This is a genomic window from Macrococcus brunensis (assembly GCF_004359615.1).
GTDB lineage: Bacteria > Bacillota > Bacilli > Staphylococcales > Staphylococcaceae > Macrococcus > Macrococcus brunensis.
On the sequence record NZ_SCWA01000012.1, the window covers coordinates 22,752 to 44,536 of the forward strand.

23 protein-coding genes are annotated in these 21,785 nt (G+C 40.0%); all 23 read right to left on the reverse strand.

The features are described from left to right. Positions 1 to 186 precede the first annotated feature (186 nt). The 23 genes from ERX27_RS07420 to ERX27_RS07520 all read right to left on the reverse strand — a co-directional run bounded on the left by ERX27_RS07420 (position 187) and on the right by ERX27_RS07520 (position 21,739). On the reverse strand, positions 187 to 1,497 hold the full coding sequence (locus tag ERX27_RS07420; RefSeq protein WP_133432204.1) for an N-acetylmuramoyl-L-alanine amidase: 1,311 nt from the start codon (positions 1,495 to 1,497) through the stop codon (positions 187 to 189). 41 nt (positions 1,498 to 1,538) lie between these two features. Beyond that, positions 1,539 to 2,015 (reverse strand): phage holin family protein, encoded by a 477-nt coding sequence (locus ERX27_RS07425; RefSeq protein WP_133432205.1) that lies wholly within the window; start codon positions 2,013 to 2,015, stop codon positions 1,539 to 1,541. Between the two features lie 55 nt (positions 2,016 to 2,070). Next, positions 2,071 to 4,278, reverse strand: a complete 2,208-nt coding sequence (locus ERX27_RS07430; RefSeq protein WP_133432206.1) for a glycosyl hydrolase family 28-related protein — start codon at positions 4,276 to 4,278, stop codon at positions 2,071 to 2,073. Then, entirely contained in the window at positions 4,279 to 5,328 is a 1,050-nt protein-coding gene (locus ERX27_RS07435; RefSeq protein WP_133432207.1) for a phage tail spike protein, read from the reverse strand. It lies immediately after the preceding gene. After that, entirely contained in the window at positions 5,325 to 6,788 is a 1,464-nt protein-coding gene (locus ERX27_RS07440) for a phage distal tail protein (RefSeq protein ID WP_133432208.1), read from the reverse strand. The genes ERX27_RS07435 and ERX27_RS07440 overlap by 4 nt, the downstream gene beginning before the upstream one ends. A gap of 13 nt (positions 6,789 to 6,801) precedes the next feature. Beyond that, complete coding sequence (locus ERX27_RS07445) at positions 6,802 to 11,094, reverse strand: phage tail tape measure protein (protein ID WP_133432209.1); 4,293 nt, start codon at positions 11,092 to 11,094, stop codon at positions 6,802 to 6,804. A 60-nt stretch (positions 11,095 to 11,154) separates the two neighbouring features. Continuing rightward, positions 11,155 to 11,310, reverse strand: a complete 156-nt coding sequence (gene gpGT, locus ERX27_RS11640; RefSeq protein ID WP_424960615.1) for a phage tail assembly chaperone GT — start codon at positions 11,308 to 11,310, stop codon at positions 11,155 to 11,157. A gap of 38 nt (positions 11,311 to 11,348) precedes the next feature. Then, entirely contained in the window at positions 11,349 to 11,705 is a 357-nt protein-coding gene (gpG, locus tag ERX27_RS07450; RefSeq protein WP_133432210.1) for a phage tail assembly chaperone G, read from the reverse strand. A gap of 78 nt (positions 11,706 to 11,783) precedes the next feature. Next, positions 11,784 to 12,023 carry a hypothetical protein gene (locus tag ERX27_RS07455; protein ID WP_133432211.1) on the reverse strand — a complete coding sequence of 80 codons (240 nt, stop codon included), beginning with the start codon at positions 12,021 to 12,023 and terminating at the stop codon, positions 11,784 to 11,786. A 24-nt stretch (positions 12,024 to 12,047) separates the two neighbouring features. Further along, entirely contained in the window at positions 12,048 to 12,656 is a 609-nt protein-coding gene (locus tag ERX27_RS07460) for a major tail protein (protein ID WP_133432212.1), read from the reverse strand. A gap of 24 nt (positions 12,657 to 12,680) precedes the next feature. Beyond that, positions 12,681 to 13,103 carry a hypothetical protein gene (locus ERX27_RS07465; RefSeq protein ID WP_133432213.1) on the reverse strand — a complete coding sequence of 141 codons (423 nt, stop codon included), beginning with the start codon at positions 13,101 to 13,103 and terminating at the stop codon, positions 12,681 to 12,683. Next, positions 13,100 to 13,504, reverse strand: a complete 405-nt coding sequence (locus ERX27_RS07470) for a hypothetical protein (protein WP_208001769.1) — start codon at positions 13,502 to 13,504, stop codon at positions 13,100 to 13,102. Before ERX27_RS07470 ends, ERX27_RS07465 begins: the two co-directional genes overlap by 4 nt. Beyond that, the gene (locus ERX27_RS07475; protein WP_133432214.1) at positions 13,494 to 13,907 is read right to left on the reverse strand and encodes a head-tail adaptor protein; all 414 of its coding nucleotides are present in this window, start codon (positions 13,905 to 13,907) and stop codon (positions 13,494 to 13,496) included. Before ERX27_RS07475 ends, ERX27_RS07470 begins: the two co-directional genes overlap by 11 nt. After that, the gene (locus ERX27_RS07480; protein WP_133432215.1) at positions 13,907 to 14,191 is read right to left on the reverse strand and encodes a head-tail connector protein; all 285 of its coding nucleotides are present in this window, start codon (positions 14,189 to 14,191) and stop codon (positions 13,907 to 13,909) included. Before ERX27_RS07480 ends, ERX27_RS07475 begins: the two co-directional genes overlap by 1 nt. Before the next feature lie 16 nt (positions 14,192 to 14,207). Beyond that, positions 14,208 to 15,380, reverse strand: coding sequence for a phage major capsid family protein (locus ERX27_RS07485; protein ID WP_133432216.1), 1,173 nt, complete (start codon positions 15,378 to 15,380; stop codon positions 14,208 to 14,210). Positions 15,381 to 15,391: 11 nt separating this feature from the next. Beyond that, positions 15,392 to 16,264 (reverse strand): head maturation protease, ClpP-related, encoded by an 873-nt coding sequence (locus ERX27_RS07490; RefSeq protein WP_133432217.1) that lies wholly within the window; start codon positions 16,262 to 16,264, stop codon positions 15,392 to 15,394. Then, positions 16,261 to 17,409, reverse strand: coding sequence for a phage portal protein (locus tag ERX27_RS07495; RefSeq protein WP_133432218.1), 1,149 nt, complete (start codon positions 17,407 to 17,409; stop codon positions 16,261 to 16,263). Before ERX27_RS07495 ends, ERX27_RS07490 begins: the two co-directional genes overlap by 4 nt. Before the next feature lie 16 nt (positions 17,410 to 17,425). Next, positions 17,426 to 19,111: a terminase TerL endonuclease subunit gene (locus ERX27_RS07500; protein ID WP_133432219.1), complete on the reverse strand. Its 1,686-nt coding sequence runs from the start codon at positions 19,109 to 19,111 to the stop codon at positions 17,426 to 17,428. Then, positions 19,108 to 19,455 (reverse strand): hypothetical protein, encoded by a 348-nt coding sequence (locus ERX27_RS07505; RefSeq protein WP_133432220.1) that lies wholly within the window; start codon positions 19,453 to 19,455, stop codon positions 19,108 to 19,110. Before ERX27_RS07505 ends, ERX27_RS07500 begins: the two co-directional genes overlap by 4 nt. Before the next feature lie 129 nt (positions 19,456 to 19,584). Further along, positions 19,585 to 19,746, reverse strand: coding sequence for a hypothetical protein (locus ERX27_RS11410; protein ID WP_165983122.1), 162 nt, complete (start codon positions 19,744 to 19,746; stop codon positions 19,585 to 19,587). Next, positions 19,740 to 20,057, reverse strand: coding sequence for an HNH endonuclease (locus ERX27_RS07510; protein ID WP_133432221.1), 318 nt, complete (start codon positions 20,055 to 20,057; stop codon positions 19,740 to 19,742). Before ERX27_RS07510 ends, ERX27_RS11410 begins: the two co-directional genes overlap by 7 nt. Positions 20,058 to 20,276: 219 nt before the next feature. Next, complete coding sequence (locus tag ERX27_RS07515) at positions 20,277 to 21,170, reverse strand: hypothetical protein (protein ID WP_133432222.1); 894 nt, start codon at positions 21,168 to 21,170, stop codon at positions 20,277 to 20,279. A 104-nt stretch (positions 21,171 to 21,274) separates the two neighbouring features. Next, positions 21,275 to 21,739 (reverse strand): ArpU family phage packaging/lysis transcriptional regulator, encoded by a 465-nt coding sequence (locus ERX27_RS07520; RefSeq protein WP_133432223.1) that lies wholly within the window; start codon positions 21,737 to 21,739, stop codon positions 21,275 to 21,277. Positions 21,740 to 21,785: the final 46 nt, after the last annotated feature.

Sequence of the window (21,785 nt, forward strand, 5' to 3'; positions counted from 1 at the left end):
GATAGTTATCTCATGATGTATATCCTCATAGATAAATATAACATAAAAAAGCCGCCTACCTCGATATGAGATAGACGGCTTATATATATCTGTGGGAAACGAATGGCTTACATACAGATTACTAAATTAGCTTTATTTATTCAATTATTTAAACACTTTATCAATGACAAGACGCTCCAGCCAGATTCAGTCGTTAGTCCCTTGACCAGTTAACTCATGAGTATAAATTCGGCCCCAACCATCGTGAGTCTCAAAAATATAGACCACTGCACCAGGCTTCAAATCATATCCGGCTTTTTTGCCGAAGTTAAATCCTGTCTTCTGACTGCCTGAGCGTTTCCGCACTTCAGCACCTTTGCTGTCAATACGCCCTATTACGTATGCTTCCGGTCTACGGTTTCTATATAGATTAAGTGAGAATGGAGATTTCTTAGGTGGTGTCTTTGTTTGTGATGCTGTCTTGATGACGGTCTTCACCTCATCAATTTGTGGTAGACCTCCAGGTACAATGATTTCTTTTCCGTTAATGGCATCAGCAATGTCTTTACAGAACTCTTCACCGTGCTGCCTCATATAATCCATATCACCTTTATTAGTAATAAATCCTAACTCAACAAGTCGATAGTTCAGACCAATCGCTTTCGCGATTCGTGGATGTGCTAGATCATCACGCTTACTGATACTGTATACAACATCGACATGCTTATCAATTGCCGCCTGAATACCCGTGTCAATATTATCAGGGACAAGACCAGCTCCAATTACAACATGGCCACCGTCAACCTCCGGATTAGCAGACGCGTCCAGATGAAACTCAATTACTGCATCATAGCCCTGCTTCTTGACCCAGAAGATACCGTATTTGTCTCTGTCAGGTCTGTTCTCGCCATAAGCTGTGTCCTGGTACATATCCTGACTCTTACTGTATAAAGTGACATCATGACCTGCAATTTTGAGATACTTGGCCACACGGTCTACAATCTGCTCACGAATGAAGTCACGTTCATTTGTTCCATTTCCTACAGCTCCAGGATCATGATACCCATGGCCACTCACTAACATAATTTTCATCTTATTACCTCCGGTAGTTTTAATTCTGATGATATGTGTTAAACCTTCGTAATTATCCAAACGCTTTGCAACAGGTGTATCTGCATCGCCATCCCAGTTTTGTTCAATTACTACACATGATTGCAAAGTGATATTGCTGTACACGATGGCCACATGACCGTATTTATTATCAAAACGACCGCCTGAATAAATCAGAATATCGCCCCGCTGAGGCAATAAGTCCGGTGTATTTACCAACACTTCAGCCTGTTCTTTAAAGTCGTTATAAATCAGATTACGTGCATCACCTGTCATGGTAATACCAGTGGCCCACTGTACTAAGTCAGTTGGAACGTCAGCACACTGATAACCATACTTCTTGTCCGGATCAATAAATTTTCCGATATACCAATCTAAGCGCTGATACAATTGCTGTTTAGTTTTCATTGCTTGCCTCCATATAAAAAGACGACTCAATGAGCCGTCTGTTATTTATTCTCCACTTTTACTTCAACGTCTTTGATATCGCCATTCTTATCTTTAACAATTGTTGTCGTTGCGTCGCCAGGCACAATCTCCTTGACTGCTTTACCATTTTCAAACATAGCCAGCTTATCGGTAATGACATCAGGAATAGGCAGCCCAAGCTGTTTAGCATTTTCAATTAGACTTAGTGATTCTACAACGATATAAAAGATGACAACTGCATTGACTCCCATACCATTGCCGTTAAATACCTGGTCAATTACGTTGGCCATGATTACGATAAAGTACATATGCGCTTTTCGTGCAAGTCCCTCTGATGCTCTGCGGGATCTTAATTCGTTCTTAGCGAACCCTTTACTTATGCCACTGACGACATCAAATAATGTCATCAAAAAAAGTATACGCAATAGTAGCATATCCCCACTAAATAATAGTTCCTTCCAAACATTAAGCTCTGTGATAATTACTGTTTTGTCCATTCTCCACGCTCCCTGTTATTTTTTTATAATAAAAACCCCTCACTAATGTGAGAGGTTACTTGCTATACATTTTATGCGTTCTTGACGTCGCAGTATATTTGAGTGTAGATAGTGAGAGTGCCGGTGCGTTGACCTGCAGCGTATTGAGTCCCATGCTGTTTGTCGTGACTGAGTATGTGTAGGTAGTCATGGCTGAGTCACCACGCATATTCTCACGCGTCACTGTTGCATCACTACCGCTGAAGGCAATCTTTACGACATCCTGAATCAACCCACGCCTACTGTCTACAATATCAATATAGACATATGCATCAGTCTGTCCGTTTGTCGGTGCATTTTCAAATTTCAGCACGTTATGGAGCTGACGATCACTTGTGTAAGGTATCTGCACGACGGCATTGTGATTTTGAGTACCACAGTTGGATGTTTCTTTAATTTCGTACTTGATAGACTTGTCAGTGATAATCGTATCGTATTGATTACGCTGCAGTGTAGTAGTGTACTTCTTAATGTCTGCTTCATTGTAATTAGGCTTATTTACCACGATATCAGCATTAAGAGTCGAGGTTCCTAAACGCTTGATAGAATTATCCGTGATGTCAACTGCTGCTGAAACAGGAGTCGATACGTCTGACGGCACACCCACGAATGTACCATTATTATCAGAAACTCGATGAATAATGCCGCCCTGTTTATGAGTGATGTTATTTTTTCTAATTGAAGAATTGCCTAACATAACGGCAGGCGCAAATATACCGATCGTCACGTTTTTCAAGACATTATTCTCAATGATGATATTAGTCGTCGTATTACTGATATTGATAGCATAGACGTTAAGCGTTTCTGTCCGCACTTCGATTACATTGTTCGTGAACATCTGGTCCTTAATATGCGACTTGTAGACACCATGGCCGAAACGAATCGCTTCAAGTACCCGTCCCCCTACCTGATCATCAGCTCTATTTGGCGCAATCCAGTTGACATCATCGGTAAATAGGAAATAGTTGCTGTCAAATACACCTTTGTTTGTGTCAAAGTAGCTGTGTGCGCAATGTGAGTTTGGATTCAAAAACTTATTCGCTTTGACTTCCCAGTTACCCACAAAGTGCATACTTAACATGTCCTGCGCAGAGCCTTCAAAGATATTGTTAAAGATACGAATCTTTAGCAGATCATTACGCATTGGTCCGTTATTATTAAGTACCACGTTGTTCCATGTTCCACCATGAAAGAAACAGCCTTGAATATCAATTGTATGTGCTTCTGCTCTGTTGTACTGTGCCTGCACAAGATGATAGTACTTATAGTAATTACGTGACTTATCGCCGATTGATGGGCCTACATAATTCCATGTCACACCGTTTACAATGTCCTGCTGTCCTTGCGGATTTCCATCAATCTGCAGATTATGAAGACTAATATCACAATCAACGAAAAAGAATACCGAATGGTAATCTCTAAAAAGATTGTAGCCGCTCTGTTTGTTCCGGTCATCGTTATCACGATTAGGATTGTGAAAAAGAGTTGAGTTATTCGCAACCTTAATGCGACTTAACGCGTATGAATCCCCACGGATGATAATCTTCTTGGTGACGAATAAAACATAATCAATAATATAGTCGTATGGATTTGATGGAAAGTAAAGAATTGACCCTTCAGGCATCTGATTAATCAGTTCTTGAATCGCTTCACGGTCATTCGTAACACCATCGCCCTTTGCGCCATGGTTCAATACATTGTAGACGTTCTTATCAAGTGGTACTTTGCTCAGTACATTTGTCTCAATCGCAACTGGATCATAGTTAATTTCGTTGATAACTTCAGACTTCAGCGCTGTTGTATCAACAAGATGGTGGTCAATGTCTATTTGCTGAACGACTTCGCTGACCACATTATCAAAGCCATAAACTGAAATAATCTGCTGCTCACTGGTCAGACTGGATTGTTTAAGTACAATCATCGCCTCATCATTAGCTGGGTAATACTTGCCATCAACAGTTTTCACTTCGAGATAATATGTTCCCGGCAAAACATTTTCAGGGATATTAAAAAGCAGACTGTCACCGTCCGTCTTATAGCTAGTGATTGCGACGTAGCTCTTATCGTTATAGTTATTGATTCTAATATGTGCTATATCCGTTGATTTGAGGACAATACTTTCTCCGGCTTCATTTCTGAATTTAAATTTTAGAGTCGAAGTCGTGTCGCTGTGTCTTAGAACGTTACCATTAATATTCTCAACTCTGTTTATCTCTTTATACACCTATAAATCACCTACCTTTTCTATTCTAGTGAATGTGGCCACTGCCATTTTAGGGTTGTCGAGTTCGCCGCTTAGCCCACTGATTCGAGCTTTATACAATGTTCCTTCGTAGATATTTCTGATTAATACCCACTGATACATGCTGATTGACTCATGTTCATAGCCCGGTTGACTGTCGAGGCGCGCAATCTCAATCTGCCACTCTAATGCTTCTTTATTACGCTTCTTCAGTTCGTTTGTCCCAAGCACTTTCAACTTCTCAGTTAATGCATAGCCTGTAAGATTAGCTGTTATCTGTGGCTCATATACATCACTGACATGTTTGCCATTCCTGTTAAAAAAGTCATAGGCTACTTTATCCTCAACCGTCACCGTAGGTCTCTGCGGTTGATTGTCAGCTTCAGGACCCAATACATGCAGCTGTGTAAATACTTCTGAATAATTGATGTGCTTGACCAGCTTAACCAGGTCTCGCTCAAACTTCAGTTCTTTTCCGCTCAATTCCTTATCATCAATAATAAAATCGACATAGCGAGTAATAAAGTTTGCTTCCTCGTCTACGTCGATTCTGAACCGCAATTCATGTCCAATTAAATTAGCCACCTCACCCAATAAATCATAGGCTGATTTAATGTGATCAGTAGAAAATGCTCTCTGATTTGCTGTGTAAGTAATCTTTCCGCGCTTCCAGCTGCTATCGTAAAGAATATAATCAACGATGCTCATGACAGTGCCAGTTGGCAGACTGAATGGTTGCAGCAGGTGAATGACCTTTAAATCATCATGAGTCGGATAAGCCTTAATTGATAGATATTTATAACGGCCATAGAATACTTCTACTTCCTGCACAATGAACTCATACCACACACCATTGAATTGAGTAAGCAGACGTGATTGCTGTTCTAACACAAATGTGTCATCATTCGCCTCAATTTCAAAGCTAAGTTCATAGGCATTCGTGTCATTGATATTTATAGTGGCACCGACGTGTTTCTTAAATTCACCTATGATTTTCTGGCCATTCTGCGATACTAAATAGATACTTGTCATAGATAACGCTCCCTATACGCTTGATAGCCACTTTCAATGATGCTTGGTGGATTCACTGTGATGATGTTTTCACCTTGCACGATTTCAAAGTAATCGCTCTTAAGGCTCTTGTGATATTTAGGTTCGCCGTTAATTGTTAGCAGATGTTTGTCATGGTCGATGACCAGTTCATCTCCTGCAGAAAAAATATAGGGAGATTCTGACTCAACTGCAAGCTGCTGTACTTTAGCATAAGAGGTGTTGAATTTCATAGGATCATAGTTAGGTGCTCTTAGATCCTGCGTCTGCACAAAGACTAATGCTCGTTTATAATCTCCTGCATAGTCATCAAATGTACGAATATATCTGCCTGTATGCGTGCTGTATCGCATTCCAGTGATGACGTTGTAATCAACGCCGACATAAGCTGTATACTTATTTTCTGTTTTAGTCAATTTGAGAACAAGGCCTTGTTGACGCCATCCAGCATTTTCGTAATAAAGAACCTGTTTAGATTTATTCTCATTGTATAGTGTCATTATTACTTCAATTGAATTATTCATTGTTGATTGATTACGTGCTTCTATTACAGCTACAGGTTTCTTTAATTCGTCCAGTAGAATAAATTGTTTACGTCCCATCTCTAAATTTTTAGATGGTGGCGTTATAATCCGACACTCAAATTCCCAGTTGCCTGACACACGCTGATCAAGCTGTTTATACTTGGCTGGTCCAAACCAGTCAGACATACCGATTCTATCACCAAATGTATCAACAAACATCACATTATCTTTAGACGTATACTTACCTTTAGCTGTCCCGACAACGGGGAGCGCAGTCTTTTCTGCAATATTTGGCCATCCGTTAAATATGTCAGATGCATAAGCATTAAGGACACCCATATTACGTTGTAGCAGCATGTTAGCATCTGAGACTTCTTTGCCAAAAACTACAGATTTACCAGTCGTTTCATTATTGATGCTTAATATCGTGGCATCCTCTTTAACCTTTATATACTGTACAGGCGGTGTCTTGATGCCTGCGTTAAAGGTTGTGAGCTGACCATTCATAAAGTTATCTTTGTTTGGTTCACCATTTAACTCATAATACCAACGTGATGATTTGACTGTGAGTTCTATTATTTCGAACCCATAAATATTTTGTTTTAATTCGAATGGTCCATCAATTGAACATAGTAATTTTTTATTTGTAAAGCTAAATTCAAGAAATGCTTCGCTTTCAGAGTAAAAGAAGTCAGAGATAAATTCTCTGACTTCATCTGTGCTTCTTTTTACGAAGTGATTTCTGATAATTAATGGTAATTTAAATTCTAATGCATCAACACTGAATGAGTTGTAAATAGCTCCATTAACGTTTTCTTTTTTAATATAATCATTTTTTACATGAAAATTCGGCAACTTGAAACTATCTTCTATAATGAGCCAGTTCGGTGCATCTTTACCATTGAATTTAAAATCCATTATACATCACCTCCTATGTGAATCTTTCCTCTAAACGATTCATTGATTTAATTTTTTGATTCAATCTTCTGGCAAAACCATTCTCATCAAAATTACTTTCATTTTTTTCTAGGTTCTGATTACTTAACAGCAATTTATTGAGCAGGTTTATTTGTTCCTGCATCATCCCCATCATCTTTAAGAGATGTTGTTCATTGCTAGAAAATGAACCTGGATTAGGTAATTGATCTGTCTGTAAGCTTCTACCACTTCTTAGCTTCTGGCCAATTAACGACCAAAGTTTCATCGCTTGCGTCCGCTTTGATGGATCTGTCGGCACGATGTATTCTGGATGTGTCTCATTCAACTCAAAGAAACCATTACTTAAAGTCATGCCACCATTTGCGTGTGCTTTGGGTTTAGCTGCTCTTAACCATGGTAATGGGTTGATGTCTACTCCATTTTGTTTAACACCAAAATGTAAGTGAGGACCAGTAGAAAATCCCGTATTACCTGAAGTCCCTACGATATCGCCCGGCTTCACGCGTGTTCCTGATGATGGAGACCGTCCATAATCTCTTAAGTGACCAAAGATAAGACGTGTACCGCCATTATCGACTGTGACCCAGTTGCCGTAACCACCGGCCATGAATGGTTGTCGTGTGAGGGTTCCGCCCATTGGTGTTTTAAGCGGCTGATACACAAATGGGAAGTCGACACCTTCGTGCCATTGGCGACCAGTTGTGCGGGTGTAGGCTTCAGTATGTCCGAAGAAGTAACTAATTAAGTTAGGGTCAAGAATACCACCTGTTGCACTTGCCGCACCGCCCGATTCATCTCCCCACTTCTTGAAGGTGTTCATCATACCTTTTTTAAGAGAGTTAAATCCAGCACCCATGATTTTACCTGGTACTGCAGTAATTCCTGAAAAATCTACACCAAACCGCTTAAGGATAATCCCTACAAGTTTAGATGGGTCTTGAATCAAATCATAAATTTCTTCAGCTGTTTCTTTAATTGGTGCTCCAACTTTGGCCACACTAGACATTACTTGCGCCGTCTTTTTAGCTCCAATCATTTTAGTGGAATTGTCAACTAAATTAGTGCCAGATTCAATTAATTTTTTCTGGCCGAAACCAACAAGTTGATTCAGTTTTTCTCCCGCATAATCTTTAATAGGATTTAAAAAATCAAAAGGTCCACCGGCACCAGGTTCGTTATCATTTTTAGACATCATTCTCATAATATCGAGCGTCTGATCACCGTTGAAAACTGTTGAGCCTTTTGGCAAGAATCTAAGTGTGTCAGTGGCAGGTGTAAGTTCTATCTGTCCGTTAGGATATCTAATTAATTCTTGAGTTGCGCCACCTGCTCCATTACCAGGACCGCGGTCCCCGACGACTGCAAGCATATCCTTCTTTGTTGCACCTGTCCCTGTTGAAAGTCGAGGTATGAGGTTATCACCCATGCCAAGTTTATTGCCGACCCAGTTCACACCGTCAATCATTTTGTTAAGGCCGCCTATTGCATGGGTCTTAAGACCAGAAGCAAGTGCTTTAGCTGCTCCGATAACTTTGTCTTTCATTCCTGTGACAGATGAACTTATATTACCAGATAATGTTTTAATATTTCCCCACAGTGCTTTGAAAGGCCCTGTTACTCCATCTTTAAGTTTAACTGCAGCATCGATAGCCGTCTTTTTTAAACCAGTCCAACTGTTTGAGATATGAGTACGTAAATCAGAGAATAATTTCGTACCATTCTTGAACAGAGAAGAGAAATTTCCCATTGCTCCTTTTACAGAATTTTTAGCACCCTCTATAATAGTTTTCTTAAGAGCGCTTAGCGTATTGCCGATAAACTTAAGAATGCCATTAAAAATACTACTTGTACCTTTAGATAGATTAGTAAAGAAATTCAGTGACGATTTAACTATTGCTGAAATAGTCCCTGAAAAGATTCCCTTTATAAGTTTCCATACATTCACAAATAAAGTTTTAAAAGTTCCTGAAAAAGCACCTACGCCTTTAAGAATTTTACCTAAGAACTGTAATTGAACCCAGTTCCATATAACTTGGATTGCGCCGAAGAAAATATCTTTGACACCTTCCCAGATTTTTTTAAAGTCACCTGTGAAAATGCCTGAGAAAACTTTAACTAACCCTTGAATGATTCGTAGACCGCCAGAGATAATTCCTTTTATATTTTCCCAGACCGAACGTATAACGGCAGCCGCCAACGGCCACACAAAACGGAATACCGCAAGAATTCCTTGAAAAACTGTGGCTATTATTTTTCCAACATTTCGTACAGCGGCCGTGATGCTGGAACCGTTCTGCTGCCAGAATGTCGAAATCTGACGGCCTATTTGTCCAGCGAAATCAGACACTGCTTTTACAGCAGACATTACACTTCTTTTAATCATATCAACTGTTTGTGCTATTCCGACTACTAGTCCCGGCGGGAAAAACTTAGAAAGTGTGATGACACCTTGTGTGCCGTTCCCCTGAAACAGCTGAAATACACCTTTAATGATGCTACCTAAGTTCCTGAAAGTACCCATTACACCCTGAATAGCTGAATTGACTATATTTCTGAAGGTCTCACTTTTTTGGTAAGCAACTGTGAAAGCTATACCAAGACCAGTAATTACACCGACCGCTATTCCAATAGGACCAAGCAATCCCATTATTGCAGGGGATAGTCCACCAATGACGCCCGCAGCAGTCCCTAGAATAGAAATCACTGTACCGATACCTAAAATAATAGGCCCGATTGCTGCTGCTAGTAGACCGAATACCGTAATACCTAACTGCATGCTTTTAGGTAGGTTATTAAAGACATTGATTGCTTTGCCAATACTCTCAGCAATTCCTCGTATAGCTGGAGAAAGTAAATCACCGATCTTTATTCCAGCTGTCTCTACTGCTCCGCCCAGCTCATCAAGAGCGCCTTTCAGATTATCTTTCATTTTTTTAGCTGCTTCAGCCGATGCGCCGCCTGAGTCCTTCAGCGATTTTGTCATTTTATCAATTTTGCTCGGACCAGCTTCCATCAATGTAAGAAAACCAGAAACTGACTCTTTACCTACTAATGCTGATAAATTAGCAGCCTTCTGACTATCTGTCATGCCATCCATCTTCTGTTTAAATTGACCGATCACACCACTGATTCCAACAAACTTACCATTAGAATCTTCAAGTTGAATACCCATTGCTTCCATACGTTTCGAATTTTCTTCAGACGGATCAAGTAAAGAAAGTAATGAACCCCGTAATGCAGTACCTGCGTTTGAGCCATCAAGCCCTGCATCAGTCATAATACCTATAGCAGCAGATGTTTCTTCAAGCGGAATCTTAAGTGCATGTGCAGGACCAGCTGCATACTTGAGTGCATACTGCATATCAGTGATATCAGCTGCCGATTGATTCGCCGTCTGTGCTAGAACGTCAGCTACATGAGTAGCGTCAGATGCTTTCAAACCGAAACCATTGATAGCGGCCGCCATAACATCAGCAGTCTGTGCCATATCTGCACCACTTGATTCAGAAGCAGAAATAACACCCGGCATCGCACCCATAATCTCCTTGGCATTAAAGCCCATTGCAGCTAAATTCTCCATACCTGCAGCGACCTCCGACGCACTCTTAGATGTTGATGCCCCTAAATCCATCGCTTGCTTCTTCAGTTGTTCAAATTCGCCTTTAGTTGTTCCAGCGATTGCACCGACACGACTCATTTGTGATTCAAAGTCTGCAGATGTTTTAATTGCCGCGCCGAATCCCGCAAGCAAAGGAACTGACATTCCGATTGTGGCTTGTCGACCAATATCTTTTAGTCCATCACCGATTCCTGATAATTTAGGACTCATGTTTTTCATTGCTGTCTGTGCTTTTCCTAACTGCGATTCAAGGTATTTCGCTTCATCAGCTGCCTTACGCTCTGCTTGCTGAAACTCTTTGAAGTCATCGACAACACCATTTAATTCACGCTTTGTCTTATTTAAGACGTCAAGTTGCTTATTAAACTCATTGCGTGCTGCAATAGCTGCTTTTGAGTTGGCGCCCTGTTCATTAGCAAGTTTATTATATCGGTCACGCAAATCCTCGACATTTTTGGTTTGGAGCTTAATCGCACTATCTAGTGTACGGATATTATTCTTGTAGCTGTCCATTGATTTTTCGCCATACTTCAACTCATTCGATGCCAACTTGATGTCACCTGATAAAGACCGGAAGCTTCGTCGGATATCTGTCAACGTCCGATCTATCCCCATATCGTTTAAGTCGATTCCTATACTGAGACCTTTAATCTGTTCGTCTGCCATTGATTTCCTCCTTCCCTCAAATATCGAAAAAAAGCCTTAACCAATTGATATGGTTAAGGCTTATAATGCTGCGAGTAGAGCATCCTGTTCTTCATCTGTCATGAAAGCTCCTTCCACTTCTTGTTCTAGCAATTTAATGACGAAGTGATAAGGCATATCTAACAAATCATTTATATCCTTTCCTCTCTTCATAGAGTGTAAGAAAAAAGCATCCATGTCATTCAAAACAGATTCCCAAGTGATTTCTATACCTTCTAGCTGATGCTCTCCAGGTACTTTTTTGTTTCATCACTCTGATATCCCTGAGCAGCAAACTGAACTTGTTCTTTAAGTGATGGCACAAATTCCGGCGCATGTAATCTGTCGAGTATATCTTCTCGATTGAATTGATTTCCATAAATCTTAATGACTAAATCCATTAAGTAATCAATTTGTTCTTGCTCTGATAATTCACTTTGAGGATTATCAAGCTCTTTTAAGATTGACACTGCATCATAAATAAGCCTTGCTGGAATGAAGCCAGATGACATATAAGGAATCAATTCAGGATTTTCTGTATTTCCGGGATCTTTAACTAACCAGATAATATTACGTTTTAATTTTTTTGACATGCTCATTTGCTCCCTTGTGTTTATATTTTTATATTGTCGACAAGATAAAAATGAAAAGCGACCAGATGGCCGCTTCAGTTATTTCTTTGTAGTTGTAGCTGCTTTAGTTTCTTCTGGCGTTTCTTCCTTCTCAACGCCGTCACCTTCGACGAGTGCAAGCACTGGACGGCCTAGCGAGTTATTGACTGATGTCAATGCTTCATAGCGATCTTTTGCGATGCGTTTAGATGGAGCGTAAATATCCCCTGCCTGATATTCCTTATCCTTGTCTTCAGAATCCTTGAAAGGTGTAAGAACGCGATACTTGTTAGTTGCCATTTTAAATTCCTCCAATTATTTTAGTTAGACTATTTGAGTGGGTGCTGGAGCTTCATAAGCACCTTTTAGTAGTTCTGTGAAAAAGTCATCTTCAGTTCCAAGTGCTGTTGCGCTGTCCCATGTGATTTTACGTTTACGGTCAGATTGGCGGTGCATTGCTGTACCATCAGTATCTTCGCTTGAGAAATCCCAGTCAGCTTTAGCTGTTTCACCTTCGATTTTCGGATTAGAAAACATAACCTTTGTTAGACCCGTCAGCTGATATGTGCCATCACGACGCTCACGTTTGAACCAAACCGCAACATAATTGTTCTGTTGTCCTGCGACTTCTGAGACAATTCCTTTCTCATCAGCTTTTTCATTGAAAATAATTTCACGGATTTCTGCAGGAAAAGCATGCATCGTCATTGTGATTTTTCCTTTACCATCCGTGTTACCTGCTTCAATAATCAAACCGTCAGCATATGCTTCTTTCAATTCCCCGCCAGTTTCTACACCGATTTTTTGAAGACCGCGTGTCTGTGTCACTTTTGTATAAGTTGTGCCTGTCAATTCATCTGCAGATACAACTGCAAATCCTAAATCTTTTACATTGATATAAGCTTTAGGCGTCTTCGCTTGTGCATTCACCATTTTGTTTCCTCCTATTTTTAAGTATTAAAAAAGAGATGACTTAAGGTCATCCCTGTAGATAATCGTTTCGTAACGTCGCGTGCTGCTATATAGTTTCAAATCCTTGTTATAGTCTGGCTTGAAGTTAGTGACGTTGCCCATCTTCAGTTTTTCCCATAACAACCGTTGTATTCGTTCAGAAATTTCATTACGAACTAATCGAGCCTTATAAGTTGTACTGTACTTTACAAATACGTCCACTTGTACAATATACGAATAGGCTGATTCATCGCCATCAATATAAGCGACAGGAACAGGGTCATCGATGTCATCCAGCACAATATAAGGCTCAGTCATTGATAACGCGTCCGGATAATCGTTAAACTTAATACGATTACCTACGTATTTTGCAATTAACTCATCATCCTTGATTGCATCATAGACCATCGTCAGTATATCCACTGTCATATCATCCCTCCTATCGCTGTCTTGACTGCTTCAAAATAAGCTTCTCGTCCTGCACGCATGGCACGATCTATGGCTCCTTTACCTTTCGTCTCTACCCACTTACCTGACCGGTCATAGTGACCTCTTTCGTTGAGATGGATAAAACGGTAACGGTCTTTCGGTCCTTCCCAGTAAATCTTAACTGTACGATTTCCTTTAATCCACATCGGCTCAGTTATCGTTATTTCATTGATGGATGCACCGGTATCAGCAAAGGACTCCATTTGACTCTTAATGTATTCCACTATCACTTGCGCTCCGATGACAAGAGCTTTATCAGTTATCTCCCGTCTTGCCTCTCGTCCAAAACGACTCTCAAGACTCTGTTCGAATGCTTCAAGACCCTCTAACTCAATCGGCATCTTTCATACCTGCAGTAATCATGATGAATCGTTTGTCTCTCGGATCAGGCTGTACATTAAGGATATTAAAGCGCTTGTCCTGGAACATGTAATAGTTGATGGAAACATAGCCTGTGTCTTCATTCGGAATGTATTCACCCAGCGTGTCGCGGATAAATATCTTAAGATTTGATTCTGTGCCATTCGCGATGGCCTGTTCCAAATCCCGCAGCCACACAGTGTCAACCTCTGCCATGCATTCAAAGAGTACTTTTTCTTCAACTTCTCCGGCTTCCGGACCGTCTGCCGCGATGAACTTGTAGAACGTGACCTCAGTATCGAGATCGCGTAAATTCTTCGCTGCACGTTTAAGAGGTGTAATTAAAGAACTTCCTGTATTACGAGAAAGTGGTGTCCTGACCATTAAACCACCTCGTCCGGAACATCAATTAAGCTGATACCGAGGCTGTGAATCTCAGAAAGAAAATTATCATAGAAGTACTCCAGCATGTCATTAAATCGATAGCGTGTCTGTTGAAAGACCAGGTCTTTACCGAGTGGATTTGTATCAATGTCGAAGGCACCACAGCGGCTCTGGATGTCCGCATATGACGCCTCTAACATTCTTGTGATTTTCTTATCTTCCGAGGAGTGAGAGATACGATTGTCCTCCTTGAACTCCTCGACATGTGTTGTCGTGATAGTCATGCTACCACCTCTTTTCTTAGACTACTGGTACCGCGTCAGCAACTGCTAAAGTGTAAAGCAGAGAAGTTTTGTTATCATCCGGCATACCGTGTGCGAAGTGCTTCGTGATAAACAAATCGCAATCTTCAAGAGCAAGTGTCTGATCATATTTCTGGATATCCACATTGCCTGTATGAACTGCAGAATAGCGAGAACCTACGAAAGGCAGCACTTGCCCTTGAGGGATAAATTCAGAAGCTACAACATCAATGTTGAATGGCAGTGAAGTAATCCACGCGCCGTTTTGAGTCTGGATTGTGTTAGATGCCGCAACAACGAACTGATCAGCCGGAGAAACAGCTAATGAGATTTGACCAGCAACATTGACTGGCTTACCGTCTTGCTTAACAGATAACTTTGTAGCAACTGCAGCAAGCTCCATCGCAGTCGTGCGAGCATCTTTGAATGTCAGTGTGCCAGATGGAGTTTTATCTGTGACAGTACCAGCTTCAGTGTCATAGTCCTTCATCAAGCCGATAGGTTCGTTTTTAGCAGATCCACCACCTTTAACGACCCCTTCTTCTAACTTGATGCCGACCGCTTCAGCAAGCTGTAAACGAACATATCGTTCTACCCATTCTGGTCCGAATTTAGCCAAGTCTTTCGGCACGATTGCGAATGCTGTCAGTTTATTCTGCGAGAAGCTGACAGCTTTAACATTCGCAGTAATTTGCCCTTGAATCTTTCCGAAAATTTCACCCCATACTGCAGCACCGGATGGTTCAACTTTGATAAGACGAGTAACGAGACCAGCGAGCTGGAAGTTGATTTTAGCAAGCAATGGACGTTCAACTTTAATGTCTTCAAAGATACGTTCAACAGTAGTAACCGGAAGAAGTTCTTTCTTCTTGAAAGAATCATAGTTCGCTTCATCTTCAACAAGCATCTTAAAGAATTTACGTTCCTCAGCAAGTAATACATTGTTTCCACGCTGCAATTTAATATTTAAATCACTATTTGAATCATTATACTCACCGCGGGCCGTCTGCATTACTTCATCTTTCAGACCTTTAGCGTATGCTTCCATGTATTCGCCTTGTAACTTTTCTACTACTTCAGGTTCCTTGTCTTCACGTACAGCTGACAGATAGGCTTGACGCTTTTCTTCGACTGCCATCTGCAAATCAGTGTTTGTAAACTTAATTGCCATTTATTTTCCTCCTAGTAATATCTAGATTTTTGTTTTGGTTGTTCGGTTTTTGAATCTAGTGAAGATTTCTTCAACAGTTCTTTTACTTCTTTGATCTCCTGTATAAAATGCTTGTAGCCTTCTGTTTCTTCCAGCTTTAAGCCGACAGATAATCCTTTGACATTGCTAGTTTCTTCAGGTGTTTCAACCAATTTGATACGCTGCTCAATGAGCTGATCATCAGCATATGCATTCAGTAACTCCGCTCTACCTGCAGAATTAAATACTTTAGCTGGTGTCTTGCTGTACTTTGATAATTGCTCCTTAGTCGCACATGCAACCATCTTATTCGCAGTGATAACATTGTCGATTAATCCATAAGAAAAAGCCTCTTCAGCAGTCAACCAAGTTTCTGCATCCAATAAGGCTTTAAGTGTTTCTCTATTCAGTTTTTCGGACTTATCGAGATAAGCAGTCGTCACTGTATCAGTCAGCTTTTCAAGGTAGTCAGCTGCTTCACGAAAATCATTGTGATTGCCAAACACACCCATCATCGCATTATGGACCATCATCATTGCATTTTCCGGCATGTTGATTTCATCAGCTGCCATTGTAATGATTGTGGCCACGCTTGCACATAAGCCATCGATGTTCGCAATTACTTTCGCTGAGTGTCGCTTCAACATATTGTAGATGGCTACACCTTCATACACATCACCACCTGGAGAGTTAATGTTAAGTACAATCTCTGTGACACCCTCAAACTTCTCTAGCTGACTTTTAAAGCTATAAGCAGATACTTCATCGTCATACCAACGCCATCCTTCCGGAACGATTTCACCATAGATATCAATGGTTCCCACTGTACCTTCTTGTTTGAGCATCAGGATACTATTCTTTGTCATTTGTTATCACCTCCTTCCAGTGCTGCAGTTTCTACAGATTGATAGTTCTTTGTAATTACATACTTATCAAGCTCCACGTTATCAACCGCTTCTTCACCCAACATTTCACGTATCTGATTACCTGTAAAGGTTCCGCTTGCCCTGAGCTTATCTACCGCTGTAGCAAGTTCTAAAGGATCCTTCTTGTTGATTCCAATCATCTTAATCTTCGCGCCGTTGAGATATTCGTCCGGCTCGAAAAACTTCGCATTCATCTCATCATTAATCAACTTCAAGAAATAACCGAGACAGTACTTATTAAAAGATGTCATGGCATTCTCAAGGTCTGCCATCTCACCGGAAATAAGCACTGGCGGAATCCCAATCATTCTGGCCACATCTTCAGTGACTGACTTCTTCATTTCACTTAATTCTTTGAACTCTTGATTACTTCCACCATATGGTATGTCTTTATATTCAATACCGGCTGCTTCTGGAACAATGGCCACCGGTTTGTCAAAAGAATTGTAAAGACGTTTAACAAACTCATTCATCTTTGCCATCTGCTCTTTGGTATAAGTACTACCTTTCAGCGGCATAGACACCGTACCCCGAATCTGATTGTTAAGAAGATGCCTGTCAATCATCCGTCCGAACATCTCACCATAATCCGCAAATAGTCCATCAACAAATCGCTCAAGTTTCTGATTCGCATACTTCATATAGATGACATCACTCATCTTAAAGACGCGTTCGTATTTAAAATCTTTGACATAAACATCGGAAAATGTGTCATCATAAAGTGCCATTTCATCCCGCTGAAAGTCTGTGGCCACAACTAAATCTTTCGTGTCAGTCTGAATAATCAAGACTTCTCCATCATAGATCAACTTAGTCATCACCTCATGCCAGAAATTTGCTGCACTCTGATCAGTGTTCGGCCGGACGTTCAACTTGTAAGAGAGAGCGTCTTGCTCCGTCTTATTAGTGCCCTTCACAATAAACCTGGTTTGAGCGATTGCTCGAGCAAGATACTCAATGCTTGTCTGCAACGCCATACGCTTCAAATAGGAACGTGCTGACGGGTCCTGTACTAAATCCAGGTCAAGAATATAAGATGCTTCTTCTGATCGCGCTCGTAGTGCAAAAATATCCAGTATACCCATTTATTCACCTCCTTCCTTAAAAGTCGAGCGCGTCAAGCAAGTCAAATGCTTCATCGATATCAAAGTCTACAATTTCATCCGCTCTATATAGTGCGTGCAAGAATGCGTGGAATCCATCCGTCTTTCGTGTAAATTCATCTTTCTTGATATACTCCCGTTTTCCTGTAGACACATTTACTTTTACGGCTACGTTATTGATATACCAACGCATCAGAGGATTGTCGCCCAATATTAATAGCTCATTAGCAAATATAGTTTCTATTCGTGGATGCAGGAGGTCATGAATAGCGCGTGGATTTTTAATAACCTCTACCTCAATTCCAGCTGCCTCAAAGTATGGACGAAGCAAATCGGCACGATAGTTATCCATGATAACTTTTTCTAATCCGTACCGTTCTCTCATTTCAACAAACCAGTTCACTATAATCGTCGGATGAATGGAAGGCTCATCAACAATCGTCAGATAGCCTTGCTCATGCCATTCTCTTATAGGTGCTTTGATTGCTGACTTTTTCAAGAACTCTTCACGAACGAATGAGTGTGCCTTCCAGATATACTCTTCACCTTTTCTGAATAACAGTCCGACAGCAGCAAAGTCTTTAACCGTCGCATAATCGACACCACCGATACACATGCGTTGTGACACATCTGGCATTTCTCTGTTAGTTGCAAGGATTTCTTTCCAGGTAGCGAGTACCTTGCTTTCATCGACTTCAGGGAAGTTCATCCGCTTCGTCATAAATTCAGAACGTCCATTCGGATTGTATCTCAGCTTCTTGAACTCACCATGGACCTCTTTGAATAGGACGTGGGCGTACTTACATAAAGGAGGATGAAACATAGGATTAGCTTTTTGGTAGTTAACGTGAGCATTAACTTCTTCCGCTTTATCCAGCTTGCAGATGAAAGGAAAAAGTCTGTCTTCCAATTCCTTGCCGTTAAGTATGGCCAGCGCTCTATTTTTCTGACTATCCATGAAGCCTTCACGAACATGGCCATCCGTTCCAATATAGAAAGTTCTGGCATGCGGCACTTTACCTAAACCACCACGTTTGACATCAACCATCTTTGAATCCTCATAGATATGAATCTCATCAAAAATAACACACCCCTCACGGCCACCATCCTTGGTTTTCGCGTTTGATGTGTTGAATTTAAGTTTTGACCTGGTATCTAAGTTGACGATCTCCGTCTTGCTTATCTTAAATGGTTCATAAGGTGTCTCACTGCTTTTAAACAATTGATGATCAACAATCATATTATAGACTTCATCAAATGAAGTTTTTGCTTGTTCTTCTGAGTTGGCCACGATGGAAATATCATAAGCAGCAATACCATGATAGGGTGTCTGCATGAAATTACTTACGCCGGATATCCAGCCGTTTTTTCCCCCACCTCGACCGAGTGTTATTAGAAACTCGTTGAAATAAGGTGAGATGATTTCTTCACCATCAGGCAGCGTTTCTTGTTCAAAAAGGAACACAAAAGCGATTAAAAACTTCTGAAAAGGCTGTGTTTCGAAGAAATATTTATCAATATATTTAATGCAATTTTTAATTTTTTCTTCATCAAAGAACACATTATCCAGCAGAAGAACATAATTTTCTAGATATTCAACCAGTTGTTTTCGTTCTTCGTTAAAAAGTATCTCACCTTTTTTGTACTGATCAATATAATAAGTTACGTGTTCATTCTGAATCATAATAAATCACGGGATTTATTATTTCCCCCAGGCATTTGAGTATCCGGAACTAAATCAGAAAGCTGTTTCATTATTTTTTGATAGGCACCATCACGAGCGTTAAACAGTTTAGCGACGGGCCTTTCACGCTCATAAGGTTCCACAGATGAACTCTGTTGGAATAATTCAACGTCTCCATTTTCATTGATGTCGTTCCAGGCATCATCAAGCATAATTCTTAAACGTGCAGCCTGAACGATCAGTCCTTCAACCACTTTTTTTTTGTTCGGCGGAATATCTTTGAATAATCTAGTTATTCGTCTCTGCTCTTTTAATACACGTTCCTCCCTTTCATCAATATCCATTTACTCACCTCATTTCGCTCAGGGGGTGGGGGGTCATACGCGAGAAGGTCAAATTTCTGCGGAATCGACCCCTATGCCGTTTCCCACGACTTCATTTTCAGGTTGAAATTTTTCGACCGGGGGGTGTCCTCATATTTTTCTTAGAAAGTTTTTCGTTTTCATTTTGTTCTGTTCTTCTTTTTGAAGTTCTTCAGTAAGAGTCAGTGGCGCTCTTATGGTTTCTTCAAGTTTTCTTTTAATTCCTTCGGCAAGTATAGATTTACCTGCATGTCTTCCCATCGTTACTACCATCTTTCGTCGTCCCATTGCTTCACCTTCTTCTGATAGCGGCCGTGTTTCAAATTATGGCACTTTATGCATAAAGTAATAAGATTACTGTCTGTCAGTGCTAAGTTCGGTCTGTCTTGCAGTTCTTCGATATGGTCGACGTCTAAGTACTTGTGCTTAGTACCTTGATTGAATCTGTTCAAGTCAACTGTTACCTTACCTTGCTTCTTACACTCCTGGCATTCATAGTTGTCTCGCTTCAGTATTTCTTCACGCTTCCGCCTCCATGGTGGAGACTTGTAGAACCTGATGCGTTCCTTCACTGTGTCGTACATACTATGCTCTCTCCTAGATTAAAGACTGAGTCAGTCTAGATACATATGGATCACCTATTGTTATGACATAATAAAAGACAGCCAAAGCATAGCCGCTTCATCTGTCTTTATAGTTATCTATACTATTAATATATCAGCAATCCTTGAAATGTTTGTCCGTTTATTGTTCGCAGATAGTTCACTGAAAGTTCGCGAAACAATCCTTCCAACATATAATAATTAATTTACGAATTTCATATTGTCGCTATTCTCATAATCCTTTATATGACCTGGATCCAATTCGGATAAAGTAGCATTAACCATTTCGCGAACAGAGGAACCAGTCTTAAAAGAGTTGCGACTTATTCCTATAAATATTTCGTCTACATAATCTTTGTTATGTTTATCTTGATATTCAATAACAACTTTTAAATAAGGAGTGATATTCCCATACACATCATAAAGGGAGTGATTTATGATCATTAAATCACTCTTGTCTATACTTACTTTAATTTTTTCTTCTTTGCTTATTATTCTTTTTCTTATTCTTGTTGCATTATTGTTTAAATGAAAATCATGAGCAAATCCTCCTTGCTCGCCGATTTGATCAAAAGAATAGCGCATAGTATGCTTATCTTTATTATATCCCTGTTGAGATATACTATATGCTCTCCCTCCACCACTGAAAGTTTTTTCTCCGACCAAATCAAAATATTTTTTGCCATTTATGTGATGTGTCGTAATTTTAATATTCTTAGCGTAGCTATCACCGATATTTACGAATCTCATAAAAGATTTGTTCGTTATGTCTTCTTTATAATTCTTTTCACTATAATAATCCATTAAAGGATCATCACTATAAGCCCATCTCTGTAATAAAACATTTCTAGGAGATTCATCAAATTCGTATCTAATTATGATAGGCTCAAAAATGAAAATAGGCCTACTACTATGTATCTGAAATGAAAAGTTTTCCTCTATCTCTTTTCTTCTTATTTTATTTGTACTTGCGTAAATCCATATAACAATAAATAAATTTAAAAGTGGTATTACTATATCCTTAAATGCGTTATAGTTCCATAAATTTATTAATTGTTCTTTGAATAGATCCACGTAGAAACTGATTATATCCATTAGCCAGTACTCCTTTACAATAATTTACTTTTAACCACATAATCTATTATACTTTTATCTAAATTATTAATATATTAAAAAAGACCTGGCATCTACCAGATCTATTACTTAACTGCTTCAGTTGTTTCCTTGCTATACTCCTCTATTCCCAGGTAGAACGCTAGCCTGATAACCGCGTCATTCTTGACCGTATAGTACTTCGTCTTCCCTAGTCCTAGATCAGTATAGATTGAGTAGTCACTGCTCGGCTCTTCCTGCAGATACTTATGAACAATGATATATTTCTCATCAGGTTTTAAGTTATCAACTGCCGCATGCATCTGTTCCATTAATTCCTTACGCTCTAATAATAGCTTCTCTCTTTCCAGATTCTTTGATGCTGCCGACTCAATACCGTTCAATCCGATAGTCGTTGCAGGTGGAATAAAACTGAATGACTGTGTAACTGATGGCATTGATCTGACTGGCATAATTCTAAGTAGCTTATTATATTTACGGAATGTATGATAGACATTATTCCTTGTCTTCTTGAAATCTAGATTCTGAATCTCTAATAATGATTGAGTCATATACAGCCTCCTGCTTCGTGGTATAATATATTTGTCGAATGAATTA

Coding starts and splice junctions, on each gene's coding strand:
- ERX27_RS07420 (WP_133432204.1), bottom strand. CDS start 1,497: ATGAAAACTAAACAGCAATTGTATCAGCGCTTAGATTGGTATATCGGA.
- ERX27_RS07425 (WP_133432205.1), bottom strand. CDS start 2,015: ATGGACAAAACAGTAATTATCACAGAGCTTAATGTTTGGAAGGAACTA.
- ERX27_RS07435 (WP_133432207.1), bottom strand. CDS start 5,328: ATGACAAGTATCTATTTAGTATCGCAGAATGGCCAGAAAATCATAGGT.
- ERX27_RS07440 (WP_133432208.1), bottom strand. CDS start 6,788: ATGGATTTTAAATTCAATGGTAAAGATGCACCGAACTGGCTCATTATA.
- ERX27_RS07445 (WP_133432209.1), bottom strand. CDS start 11,094: ATGGCAGACGAACAGATTAAAGGTCTCAGTATAGGAATCGACTTAAAC.
- gpGT (WP_424960615.1), bottom strand. CDS start 11,310: ATGGATGCTTTTTTCTTACACTCTATGAAGAGAGGAAAGGATATAAAT.
- gpG (WP_133432210.1), bottom strand. CDS start 11,705: ATGTCAAAAAAATTAAAACGTAATATTATCTGGTTAGTTAAAGATCCC.
- ERX27_RS07455 (WP_133432211.1), bottom strand. CDS start 12,023: ATGGCAACTAACAAGTATCGCGTTCTTACACCTTTCAAGGATTCTGAA.
- ERX27_RS07460 (WP_133432212.1), bottom strand. CDS start 12,656: ATGGTGAATGCACAAGCGAAGACGCCTAAAGCTTATATCAATGTAAAA.
- ERX27_RS07465 (WP_133432213.1), bottom strand. CDS start 13,103: ATGACAGTGGATATACTGACGATGGTCTATGATGCAATCAAGGATGAT.
- ERX27_RS07470 (WP_208001769.1), bottom strand. CDS start 13,504: ATGCCGATTGAGTTAGAGGGTCTTGAAGCATTCGAACAGAGTCTTGAG.
- ERX27_RS07475 (WP_133432214.1), bottom strand. CDS start 13,907: ATGGTCAGGACACCACTTTCTCGTAATACAGGAAGTTCTTTAATTACA.
- ERX27_RS07480 (WP_133432215.1), bottom strand. CDS start 14,191: ATGACTATCACGACAACACATGTCGAGGAGTTCAAGGAGGACAATCGT.
- ERX27_RS07485 (WP_133432216.1), bottom strand. CDS start 15,380: ATGGCAATTAAGTTTACAAACACTGATTTGCAGATGGCAGTCGAAGAA.
- ERX27_RS07490 (WP_133432217.1), bottom strand. CDS start 16,264: ATGACAAAGAATAGTATCCTGATGCTCAAACAAGAAGGTACAGTGGGA.
- ERX27_RS07495 (WP_133432218.1), bottom strand. CDS start 17,409: ATGGGTATACTGGATATTTTTGCACTACGAGCGCGATCAGAAGAAGCA.
- ERX27_RS07500 (WP_133432219.1), bottom strand. CDS start 19,111: ATGATTCAGAATGAACACGTAACTTATTATATTGATCAGTACAAAAAA.
- ERX27_RS07505 (WP_133432220.1), bottom strand. CDS start 19,455: ATGGATATTGATGAAAGGGAGGAACGTGTATTAAAAGAGCAGAGACGA.
- ERX27_RS11410 (WP_165983122.1), bottom strand. CDS start 19,746: ATGGTAGTAACGATGGGAAGACATGCAGGTAAATCTATACTTGCCGAA.
- ERX27_RS07510 (WP_133432221.1), bottom strand. CDS start 20,057: ATGTACGACACAGTGAAGGAACGCATCAGGTTCTACAAGTCTCCACCA.
- ERX27_RS07515 (WP_133432222.1), bottom strand. CDS start 21,170: ATGGATATAATCAGTTTCTACGTGGATCTATTCAAAGAACAATTAATA.
- ERX27_RS07520 (WP_133432223.1), bottom strand. CDS start 21,739: ATGACTCAATCATTATTAGAGATTCAGAATCTAGATTTCAAGAAGACA.